At 67.8% G+C, this 9,767-nt stretch carries 9 protein-coding genes; 5 read left to right on the forward strand and 4 right to left on the reverse strand.

The annotated features are described in order from the left end of the window. Window positions 1-73: 73 nt before the first annotated feature. The 3 genes from RSO01_RS44320 to RSO01_RS44330 are packed head-to-tail and all read right to left on the reverse strand — an operon-like array spanning window position 74 to window position 3,137. Window positions 74-739, reverse strand: coding sequence for an HAD family hydrolase (locus tag RSO01_RS44320; protein ID WP_147157030.1), 666 nt, complete (start codon window positions 737-739; stop codon window positions 74-76). Then, window positions 733-1,899: an MFS transporter gene (locus RSO01_RS44325; protein ID WP_147157031.1), complete on the reverse strand. Its 1,167-nt coding sequence runs from the start codon at window positions 1,897-1,899 to the stop codon at window positions 733-735. Before RSO01_RS44325 ends, RSO01_RS44320 begins: the two co-directional genes overlap by 7 nt. After that, window positions 1,899-3,137: an HdeD family acid-resistance protein gene (locus RSO01_RS44330; RefSeq protein ID WP_147157032.1), complete on the reverse strand. Its 1,239-nt coding sequence runs from the start codon at window positions 3,135-3,137 to the stop codon at window positions 1,899-1,901. Before RSO01_RS44330 ends, RSO01_RS44325 begins: the two co-directional genes overlap by 1 nt. 104 nt (window positions 3,138-3,241) lie before the next feature. On the opposite strand from RSO01_RS44330, the gene RSO01_RS44335 reads away from it, so the two are divergent. The 3 genes from RSO01_RS44335 to RSO01_RS44345 all read left to right on the forward strand — a co-directional run bounded on the left by RSO01_RS44335 (window position 3,242) and on the right by RSO01_RS44345 (window position 6,307). Further along, a complete protein-coding gene (locus tag RSO01_RS44335; protein WP_147157033.1) occupies window positions 3,242-3,592 on the forward strand; it encodes a cupin domain-containing protein in 351 nt (116 codons plus the stop codon). A 101-nt stretch (window positions 3,593-3,693) separates the two neighbouring features. Continuing rightward, window positions 3,694-4,980 carry an aspartate aminotransferase family protein gene (locus tag RSO01_RS44340; RefSeq protein WP_147157034.1) on the forward strand — a complete coding sequence of 429 codons (1,287 nt, stop codon included), beginning with the start codon at window positions 3,694-3,696 and terminating at the stop codon, window positions 4,978-4,980. 1 nt (window position 4,981) lies between these two features. Further along, window positions 4,982-6,307: a hypothetical protein gene (locus RSO01_RS44345; protein ID WP_147157035.1), complete on the forward strand. Its 1,326-nt coding sequence runs from the start codon at window positions 4,982-4,984 to the stop codon at window positions 6,305-6,307. A gap of 109 nt (window positions 6,308-6,416) precedes the next feature. On the opposite strand, the gene RSO01_RS44350 is transcribed toward RSO01_RS44345, so the two are convergent. After that, window positions 6,417-6,752, reverse strand: a complete 336-nt coding sequence (locus RSO01_RS44350; protein ID WP_147157036.1) for a hypothetical protein — start codon at window positions 6,750-6,752, stop codon at window positions 6,417-6,419. A gap of 164 nt (window positions 6,753-6,916) precedes the next feature. On the opposite strand from RSO01_RS44350, the gene RSO01_RS44355 reads away from it, so the two are divergent. Both RSO01_RS44355 and RSO01_RS44360 read left to right on the forward strand, forming a co-directional pair. Then, entirely contained in the window at window positions 6,917-8,473 is a 1,557-nt protein-coding gene (locus tag RSO01_RS44355) for a DUF1800 domain-containing protein (RefSeq protein WP_147157037.1), read from the forward strand. Between the two features lie 4 nt (window positions 8,474-8,477). After that, window positions 8,478-9,707 carry a DUF1501 domain-containing protein gene (locus RSO01_RS44360; protein ID WP_147157038.1) on the forward strand — a complete coding sequence of 410 codons (1,230 nt, stop codon included), beginning with the start codon at window positions 8,478-8,480 and terminating at the stop codon, window positions 9,705-9,707. Window positions 9,708-9,767: the final 60 nt, after the last annotated feature.

Below are 9,767 nucleotides of genomic sequence, written 5' to 3' on the forward strand. Positions count from 1 at the left end.
TCATGAGCGCGCGGGGACGCGCGCGGTCCGGAAGAGCATGAGCGGGCCTGGAGGCCCGCGGTCCGGCAAGATCCTAGAGGTGCTCGCGCAGCAGCCTTAGCGCCGCGTGCAGGTCGGGCATGACCTGCAGGCAGCGGGCGCGGCTTTCTGGCAAAGGCTGCACCAAGTCGGGCACCATGAAGGCCATGGTGCCGGCGGCGTGCGCCGCCTCCAGCCCGACATTGGAATCCTCGAAGGCGATGCAACGCTCGGGCGCCACACCCAGGCGCCGCGCCGCCTCGAGATAGACGTCGGGATGCGGCTTGGTCCGCTCGACGTCGTCGCGTGTCGCCACCGCCTTGAAGCGGTCGAGCAGGCCGGCCTTGCCAAGATGGTTCTCCGCCGTCGGGCGCCGGGCCGAGGTCGCCACGGCGAGCGGCAGGCCGCGGCCGCCCAGAAAGTCGAGCAACTCGACGACGCCCGGCTTCAGCGGAATGCCGGCCTCCGTCCGACGACGCACATGCACCGAGAAGTGCTCACGGAACGCGTCGATGCTGAAGCCCTCGCCGTAGTGGGTTTCGATCATGCGGTTGCGTACCGGCCCGGTCACGCCGGCCGTCGAATGGCAGAGCTCGATTGGCATGTCGGGATAGCCCAGCCCGCGCGCCGCCACCTGTATGGCCTCGACGTAGATCGCCTCGGTGTCGAGCAGCAGACCGTCCATGTCGAAAAGGGCGGCCTCGACGGGTTTCTTCAGCATGGCGTGGTTCTAGAGCGCTTTGCGCGGCGCGGCATCCTTAAACACAGCGCGGCCGCCGTGAACAACGCGCAAGCGAGGGCCACGAACAGCGGCAGCCCGTGTCTGGTGGTCTGCATGGCAAGGCCGGCCAGCGGCGGGCCGATCAGTGCGCCGGCGCCCCATATCAGGCCCATGCCGGCATAGATACCGACGAGGGTGCTGCCGGAGAAGCGGCTGCCGACGATGGCCAGCATGATCGTGTAGATGCCGACGAAAGCGCCGCCCCAGATGAAGAGCAGCGCGAAGATGATCCAGGGCCCGGCTTCCAGCGCCCATGGCCAGACCAGCGCGCCCGCCGCCGACAGCGCCGCCAGGGCGATGATGAGACGGCGCCGGTCGATCCTGTCGCCCAGCCAGCCGATCGGCAATTGCAGGACGATGGCGCCGACCATCATGCAGGACATCAGCTGCGTCGCCTGCGCTTCGGCCCAGCCCGTCGCCATGGCGTAGAGCGCAAGGAAGCTCAGCCCCGCGGTCTCGATCGCCGCGTTCAGCGCCGTCGCCGCCATGGCAATGGGCGCGAGGCGCATGGCGGCCAGCAGATTGCCGCTCGCCGACCGTTCGAAGGCCGGCGCCTCGATCCTCGGCGAGACGATGAAGCCTGCTGCCGCGACCGCCAGCGCAGCGCCGACCGCATAGGGCAGGAAACCGTCGGTTCCCACCGCCGCGAGGATCAGCGGCCCCAGCGCAAAGCCCAGCGAGAGCGCGGTCGTGTAGGCCGCCATCGTGCGGGCGCGGCTCTCCTCGGCGCTGAGCGCGTTCAGCCAGGTCTCGGACAGCACGAACAGGACCTCCGACGCTGCACCCAGCAGCAGGCGCAGCACGAACCACAGCCACAGGAAGGGCAGCGCGGGAAAGGCGAGCATCAGCAGCGCAGCCGACAGCAGCGAGCCGACGACGGCGCGCCGGAGGCCGAGGAACGTCGCCAGGCGCGGCAGCAGGAAGGCCATGGCCAGCACGCCGAGAGCGTGCATCGCCGCGTTGGCGCCGATCATGGCTTCGTCCAGGCCTTTCTCGGCGAGATCCAGTGCGATCAGGGTGGCAGAGAGGCTGTAGGTCAGCCCGAACACCATGGCGGTGGCGACGATCGCGCCGCGCGCGACCAGGCGGGCGTTGGCCATCAGCGCCGCCCGGCGCGCAGCCGCGCGGGCAAGGTGATGATGTGGCGCAGCGCGCGGGCGTAATCCAGCACGATGCCCGGCGTCCAGGCCATCGCGGCGGCGCGGCGGCGCATCACGCCGGCGACCCAGAGCTCGGGCAGGAAGAGCAGCCTCATGAGGAAGTAGGGCGAGCGCGCCTCGGCTTCGAACATCCCTTCGAGCCCGGCATCGAGGGCCTTGGCGACGCCGCTCGAGCAGTTGCGGTTGGTGAGGTTGTAGGTCGTGTCGCGGCGATAGGCCTTCCAGAAGGCGCCGATTCCCTGGATATCGAGTCCGGCCAGCCGCACGCGCCGGGTCGATTCGCACCAGTCGGCACTCTCCTCCGCGTAGCTCGGCTGGAACAGTCCGGCGACGTCATTGTCCGGCGTGGCGCGCAAGACCCCTGTGTACTTTTGGGTACGGCTGATCTCGGTGGCGGGATAGTGGGAAATGTAGATGTCCGGTGGCGCATCGAGCGCGGCATGGCCGGTCGACACGCGGCCGTTCTCGTCGAAGGCCGCGACGTAGCGCCGAATGCCGACGGGAGCCAGCGCGCCGGTCGGAGTCCAGACATGGACGGTCACCGTTCCGGGCTCGCGTCCGGGTGGAAGGCCCGCCTCGAGTTCTGACGGCCAGCCGCGCGTCAGCATGACCGATATCGGCAGACCGTTGGGCAGCCGGCGCAGCCGCAGCGCCAGCCCGCAGAGGCCGACCGCGGACACCATCAACAGCAGGCCGACATCCGCGCCGGCCTCGCCTGCCCAGTTCGTCGGAAAGGGCAAGTAGGACGTGATGGCCAGCAGGAACTCGAAAGCCGCACCCCAGAGGGAAAGACGCCAGCCCGCGTAACGCACGATCAAGGCGCTGGCGGCGCGCCAACTCGCATCGGCAAGCAGGAAGGTGCCCGCCAGCATGCCGACGATCATGTCGACATGCCATGGCGCCTCGATGAGCACCAAGGCGATGGCCGTGAACAGAACAGCCTTGGCGATGCGCAGCTTGCGCTCCGCCCCTGCGGCACTGACGGCCGCGACCAGCGAGATCGCCGCGTCCAGCAGGAGCGGGAAGGCGAAATAGGTCGCTGGAATGCGGGTGTCGGTAAAGGCGTCGGCAAAGAAGAAGGCGCCGAGCGCCATCCAGGCGGCGCCGAGCAGGAAGAGGATCCACCATTTGCGGCGAACGACGCGGGCGCCGATCAGGAGGAGGAAAAGCTCGATCATGCCGTCCTGGGGGGACCTATGTCGAAAAGGACGGTCTCGTCGGGTTTCCTCCGCATGGTTTCGTTCTAAGCTCAGCCACGCAAACGACAAGCCGGAGAAATCGCATGCGCATCCACAACATCTACGTCGACGACAAGGGCGAGACGCATTTCCGCGACATCGAGGTCGAATGGAAACAAGAGGGTCGCGGCGGCAAGACCTCGGCGACCTTCCCGGCGACCGGCATCATCTTCCGCGAAACGCCGGGGACCTACGACTACGAATGGCATCCCGCGCCGCGCCGGCAATACATCATCAACCTCGACGGCGGCGTCAGCATCCAGGCGAGCGACGGCGAGACGCGCATCATCGGCGCGGGCGAGGTGCTGCTGGTCGAGGACACGAGCGGCAAGGGCCATTTCTCCAAGGCCGTCGAAGGCAAGATGCGTCATTCAATCTTCGTGCCCATCGAGTGACGGGCGGCGGCCGGTTAGAAAATTTTGAGCCGGGGCCAACGCGGCTCTGGCTCGCCTCATGCATGATCGAGCGCAAGCCGTGGCCATTTAGGAATTGAACAATGAGCGTCCAGACCGTCCTCGATCCGACCCGCGATCTCGTCGAACAAGCCAAGCGCGTGCTGCCCGGCGGCAGCTTCGGCAACATGCCGGCCGAGGTGGTGCTGAAGGAGGGGAAAGGCGGCCGCATCTGGGACGAGGCCGGCCGCGAGTATGTCGACTTCCTGCTGGGCTCGGGACCGATGTTCGTCGGCCACGCCCATCCCGAGGTGACGGCGGCGGTGCAGGAGCAGGTGCCGCTCGGCACGACGTTCTTCGGCAACAACCGCCACGGCATCGCGCTCGCCGAGGCGATCTGCGATGCCGTGCCTTGCGCGGACCAGGTGCGCTTCGTCTGCTCGGGCACCGAGGCCGACCTCTACGCCATGCGTGCGGTCCGTGCCTTCAAGAAACGCGACAAGATCCTGAAGTTCGAGGGCGGCTATCACGGCATGAGCGACTATGCCCTGATGTCGCTGGCGCCCAAGCGGCCCGGCAACTTCCCGCGGCCGACGCCGGACTCTGCCGGCATCCCGAAGTCGGTGCAGGACGAGATGCTGGTCGCGGCCTTCAACGACATCGACATGGTGGAGAGCCTGATCGAGGAGCAGAAGAATGACCTCGCCGGCGTGATCGTCGAGCCGTTCCAGCGCCTGATCCCGCCCAAGCCCGGCTTCCTGCAGGCGCTGCGCGACATAACGAAAAAGCACGACATCCCGCTGATCTTCGACGAGGTCGTGACCGGCTTCCGTTTCGCCTATGGCGGCGCGCAGGAGTATTACGGCGTCACGCCTGATCTCTGCAGCCTGGGCAAGATCGTAGGCGGCGGCTTCGCGCTCGCCGCCATCGCCGGCCGCGCCGACATCATGAAGCACTTCGATCGGCTGGCCATGACCGACGAGGATTTCATCTTCCAGGTCGGCACGCTGTCGGGCAATCCGGTGGCGGCCGTCGCCGGCCTCGCCACATTGGAGATCCTGAAGCGGCCGGGCGCCTACGAGCAGGTGTTCGCGACGGGCCGCGAGCTGATGCAAGCGCTCGACGCGCTCCTGAAGAAGGCCGGCATCCCGGCCCAGGTGATCGGCGAGCCGCCCTTGTTCGACGTCGTCTTCACTGACCAGCCGATCAAGGACTATCGCGATACGCTGAAGGGTGACAAGGCGCTGGCCACGCGCTTCAACCAGCTTCTGCGCGCCCGCGGCATCATGAAGGGCGAGTCGAAGTACTACGTCAGCCTCGCCCACACCCGCGCCGATATCGACCACACGATCGCTGCCTGGGCCGAGTCCATCGCCGAGCTCACGCGCTAGCATGGCGTCAACGTCGCCGTGGACCGGGATCGTCCTCGGCGCGCTGTGGGTCTTCGGTCTCCGTTATGCCTGGTTGAGCTGCGGCCTGATCGGTGACGGCTCGTACTACCTGTTCGATGCCGTCGCCGTCGGACCGTACAAGGACGTCAGCCACGAGCGTGCCGTGCCCAATCTGCTCGCCCAGCTGCCGCTTGCGGCCGCCATTGTCGCCGGGGTGACGGACCTGCATTGGCTGGCGCGATGGCAATCCCTGGGATGGTTCGCGCTGCCCGCCGTCCTTTATTCACTCGCCGTCCTGCGGACGCGCCACGATCCGTTGCAGCAGGCCAGCATCGTCATCGCAATCGCCATCGTCTTCATGACGAGCTCGTTCCTGATCGTGGCCGAGCATGTCACGGCGTATGCCATCGCCACGATGGCGGCGGCCTGGATCGTGACGACCAGGCAACCGCAGGCGGGCGACGGCCTCGTCCTGCTCGTGCTGGCCCTGCTGTCGATGTTCTGCCACGAGGTGTTCGTCTTTCTCGGTCCTCTGCTGGCGGCGATGACGGTCTCAGCCGTCCGCCATGCGCCGGTTCGCCCGTCCTTCGCGATGGCGACGTATCTCGCGGCTGCGCTGCTCTTCCTGGTCTCGGCGGTGCTGGCCTGGCGCACCATCTCGACATTCGAGGACAGGGCCTACTTCGCGTCGGCGTCGGCAGAAGCCTGGGATTTCTGGAAGAATCCGGTCTTCGATATCGCCTCTATCGCCGCCCTCGTCGTTGCCGGCGTGGCCCTGGTTCGGCCGGCCACGCTCGCGACCAGATGGCCTTGGCTTATGATCGCTCCGGCCTTGCTGGCGATGCTGCTGCTGCCGCTGCTGGTCCTGACCCGCGGCTACTTCGGCCCGCCTTTCGCCTACGGCCAGAATATCACGCGGTTCGCCGCCGGCCCTGTCCTGGTGGCGATCATCCTCTTCATGTGGGCGCACGCATCCGGATGGCGCCCCAACCCACCGAAGGCAGGGCGGCTGCTTGCCTTTGCTGGTCTGCTGTTCCTGGCGACGCTGCCGTGGAGCGCGACACTGGCGGTGGTTTTCGTCTCCTACCTGGATGAGATGAAGGTCGCGATCCGCGACCGACCCGGCATCATCGCCTACGAGGATACGCGGCTCGCGACGAAGCCCTGGCTGCTGCAGGGCGAGACATGGTCCTTGCCGATCACCAGCGCAATCCTGCGCGTCGGCTCTGCCGACGGCGTCATCGCGCCGCCGCGAGGCTATGTGGGTTTCCTGCCTTATGTGGTGTCCGACCTGCCCGATCTCGGCCGCTATCGCTGGCGGGAATGAGCTTTCAGGGCGGGGCGAGAGCAAGTATTACGTCAGCCTTGCCCACACCCGCGCCGACATCGACCGCACCATCACGGCGTGGAGGTCTGAGGCTTCAGGCGGATCGTCGTCAGCGGGGGATCTCGCGGCCGACGGAGTTCAGGTCACGGTTGAGCTGGGCCTGCTCGACGCGCGTGATGTGGCCGCCGTGCAGCTGGGCGTCGGCCCGCTCCTCGGCATGGATGCCACGCTCCTGCAGGCGCATTGCGTGGGCCTGGCCTCTCGTGATCTCGCCTTCACGAAGCTCGCGGGTGATGCGACGTTCCTGATGGGCGATGCGATCGTTGACCTGATCGCGCCGCGGATGATTGTGATCCCACACCGATTCGGCGAAGACCGGCGTCGCGAGGCTCGCGACGAACAAGCCGGCGAGAGTGAGCAACACAGGTTTGTGGAAATTCGACATGACGCTCTCCTCGTACGGTTCAAGTCGGACGCGGTAGGGCTACGTGCCGATCGGAAACGTCATCCCTCCATTCGGTGCGAGGGTAAGCGAGCTGTAAGCCGCATTGCTGCCAAATCGGGGGATGACAGTGCGCGGCGACGGCGTACCGGACGTCGGAGGACGTCATGACTTTCGAAGTTGACCCGAGAACAGCGCTCAACAAACTGGCCTTTGGGCCGGGCGCCGCCGAACGTCACGACATCGCCAAGGCGGGCCTCGAAGGATGGCTGGTGCAGCAGCTCAAGCCGCCGGCCGAGGACGATTGCACGGCCCGCATCGCGGCCGCGCACCTGCGGCTGAAATACACCAGCAAGACTCCCGAGGCCGAAGTCGACGAGGAGCGGCCGCTGGGCGTCATCGCCCAGCCGATCGAGCAGCACTGGAAGACCGTCGAGACGAACCTGCCGGGCCAGGAGCGGACGTTCCTGCGTAGTGCGGTGGCGGCGGCCACCCTGGTACGCGCGGTGCACAGCCGCTGGCAGTTGCGCGAAGTGCTGGTCGACTTCTGGCACAACCATTTCAACGTCAATGCCCTGGGCGACAACCTGGTCGCCGTGGCGTTGCCGGCCTACGACCGCGACGTCATCCGCCGCCATGCACTCGGCAATTTCCGCGAGATGCTGGAGGCTGTGGCGACCAGTGCGGCCATGCAGATCTACCTCAACAACCGCTCATCGCGGGGCGGGGCGGCCAACGAGAACTACGCGCGCGAGCTCTTCGAGCTGCACACGCTCGGCCGGCCGGCCTATCTCAACGCGCTCTACAACAAGTGGCGCAAGGTGCCGGGCGCGCTGGAGGGCCATCCGCAGGGCTATATCGACCAGGACGTCTACGAGGCGGCGCGCGCCTTCACCGGCTGGTCGATCGAGGACGGCGCGGGCATCGGCGCCGGCCGCCGCCTGCCGATGACGGGCAAGTTCACCTATGTCGAGACCTGGCACGACAACTACCAGAAGCGCGTGCTGGCGAGTGAGTTCGATCCCTACCAGTCGCCGCTCGCCGACGGCCGACGCGTGCTCGACCTGGTCGCCGACCATGCGGCGACCGCCCGCTTCGTCTGCGACAAGCTGTGCCGTCGCCTGGTATCCGACACATCCGACCCGGCGCTGGTCGCGGCCGCCACCAAGGTCTGGACCGAAGAACGGCGCAAGCCCGACCAGATCGCCCGCACGGTCGAGGCGATCGTGCGATCCGACTCGTTCGGCCGGTCGGCCGGCGCCAAGGTCAAGCGGCCGATCGAGCTCTATGCGTCGTTCGCCCGCGCTGTCGGCATCGACGTGACGCCCACACCCGGCCTGCTGGGCGAGCTCGATGCCAGCGGCCAGCGATTGTTCGGCTGGGGGCCGCCGACCGGCCATCCCGACGACAACGACTACTGGCTGAGCTCCAACATGATGCGACGGCGCTGGTCGCTGCTGCTGGGGCTGGCGGACGACGCCTGGAAGGCGGGCGCTTCTGGGGTCGCCCCGGCGATCGCCGCAAAGCCCGCTCCGGAGCAGGCGGTGGACGCCGCGTACCGCCAGCTTCTGGGCGTCGAGGCGCCGGCGAAGGTGACGGTCGCCATCGTCGAAGGCCTGGGGTTGAAGCCCGGCCAGCCGTTCGACGCCCGCAAGGACGCCCTGCCGCTCGCCCGGCGCATGCTGGCCTATTGCGCCATGACGCCGGCCTTCCAGACGAGGTGAAGCTATGTTGACGCGTCGCCATCTCTTCGCGACTTCGACGGCGCTGGCCCTGGCGCCGTCGGTGCGGGCGTTCGCTGGACCTGCGCCGGCGGCAGGGCCGGTGCTCGTCTCGGTTTTCCTGCGCGGTGGCATGGATTCACTGGGCATCGTGGCGCCCGTCGATGACCATGACTATGCCGCCTGCCGGCCGCCAGAGCTGCGCCTGCTAGCCGACGGCGACAAGCCGGCGCTACGCCTCGACGGCGGGCCGGCTCGCCTCGACTTCCGCCTGCACCCCGAAATGGGTGCCCTGCGCGAGCTCTACCGGGACGGGCGCGTGGCGCTGGTGCATGCCTCGGGCCTGGCCAACGGCACGCGCAGCCACTTCGGCGCGCAGGAGCTGATCGAGCGCGGCATCGCCAATCCCGACGAGGCCACGCACGTCGCGGGCGGCTGGATGACGCGCTGGCTGGCCGCGACGGGAGCGGCGCACGCGCCGGCTTTCGCGGCCGTAGCGGGCGTTCCCGACGAACTCGCCAACCATGCCGACACGATCTCGGCCGCCGACCTGCGCGGTGGCATGAACGTGCCGGGCGGCAAGCAGGCGGCGGCGGTGCTGCAGCATCTCTATGGTGCGGGCAACAGCGCGTTCGAACAGGCGGCGCGGCGCACCCTGCACGGCATCGCCTTGATCGACGATCGCCTGCGCGAGGCCGATGGCAAGGTGATGCCCTATCGGCCAGGCGGCGGCGCCGCCTACGACGACACCGAGATCGGCCGCGGACTGCAGTCGGTCGCGCGGGTCGTCCGCATGGAGCTGGGCATCCGTGCCTTCGCCGTCGACATGGGCGGCTGGGATACCCACGAGAACCAGCCGCCGCGGCTGGCCAACCTGGCGGGCCAGCTCGCGCGGGCGCTGGGGGCCTTCCATGCCGACCTGCACGACCGGCTCGACCGCATCGTGCTGGTCGTCATGAGCGAGTTCGGCCGACGACTGCGGTCCAACAAGAGCAACGGCACCGATCACGGCCATGCCGGCCTCACCATCGTTTCGGCACCGCATGTCGCGGGCGGGATGATGCACGGAAGCTGGCCCGGCTTGTCGTCCGATCGTCTCGACAACGCCGTCGACCTCGCCCTGACCACCGACATCCGCAGCATCCTGGTCGAGCTGATGATCGGCCCGCTCGGCACCCCGGCTGCGCCGGCGGCTGTCTTCCCGCATTTCGAGGCCAGGAAGGTCGGCCTCGTCTAACGGCCTGGTCGCTGTCATCTTCTCCTAGGCGGCCTGCTTGCTGCTAGTAGCTCTGCACAG

The organism is Reyranella soli, from assembly GCF_007992495.1.
Lineage (GTDB): Bacteria > Pseudomonadota > Alphaproteobacteria > Reyranellales > Reyranellaceae > Reyranella > Reyranella soli.

Excerpts from the sequence above, each read along its gene's own strand:
- RSO01_RS44320 (WP_147157030.1), bottom strand. The coding sequence starts at position 739 with ATGCTGAAGAAACCCGTCGAGGCCGCCCTTTTCGACATGGACGGTCTG.
- RSO01_RS44325 (WP_147157031.1), bottom strand. The coding sequence starts at position 1,899 with ATGGCCAACGCCCGCCTGGTCGCGCGCGGCGCGATCGTCGCCACCGCC.
- RSO01_RS44330 (WP_147157032.1), bottom strand. The coding sequence starts at position 3,137 with ATGATCGAGCTTTTCCTCCTCCTGATCGGCGCCCGCGTCGTTCGCCGC.
- RSO01_RS44335 (WP_147157033.1), top strand. The coding sequence starts at position 3,242 with ATGCGCATCCACAACATCTACGTCGACGACAAGGGCGAGACGCATTTC.
- RSO01_RS44340 (WP_147157034.1), top strand. The coding sequence starts at position 3,694 with ATGAGCGTCCAGACCGTCCTCGATCCGACCCGCGATCTCGTCGAACAA.
- RSO01_RS44345 (WP_147157035.1), top strand. The coding sequence starts at position 4,982 with ATGGCGTCAACGTCGCCGTGGACCGGGATCGTCCTCGGCGCGCTGTGG.
- RSO01_RS44350 (WP_147157036.1), bottom strand. The coding sequence starts at position 6,752 with ATGTCGAATTTCCACAAACCTGTGTTGCTCACTCTCGCCGGCTTGTTC.
- RSO01_RS44355 (WP_147157037.1), top strand. The coding sequence starts at position 6,917 with ATGACTTTCGAAGTTGACCCGAGAACAGCGCTCAACAAACTGGCCTTT.
- RSO01_RS44360 (WP_147157038.1), top strand. The coding sequence starts at position 8,478 with ATGTTGACGCGTCGCCATCTCTTCGCGACTTCGACGGCGCTGGCCCTG.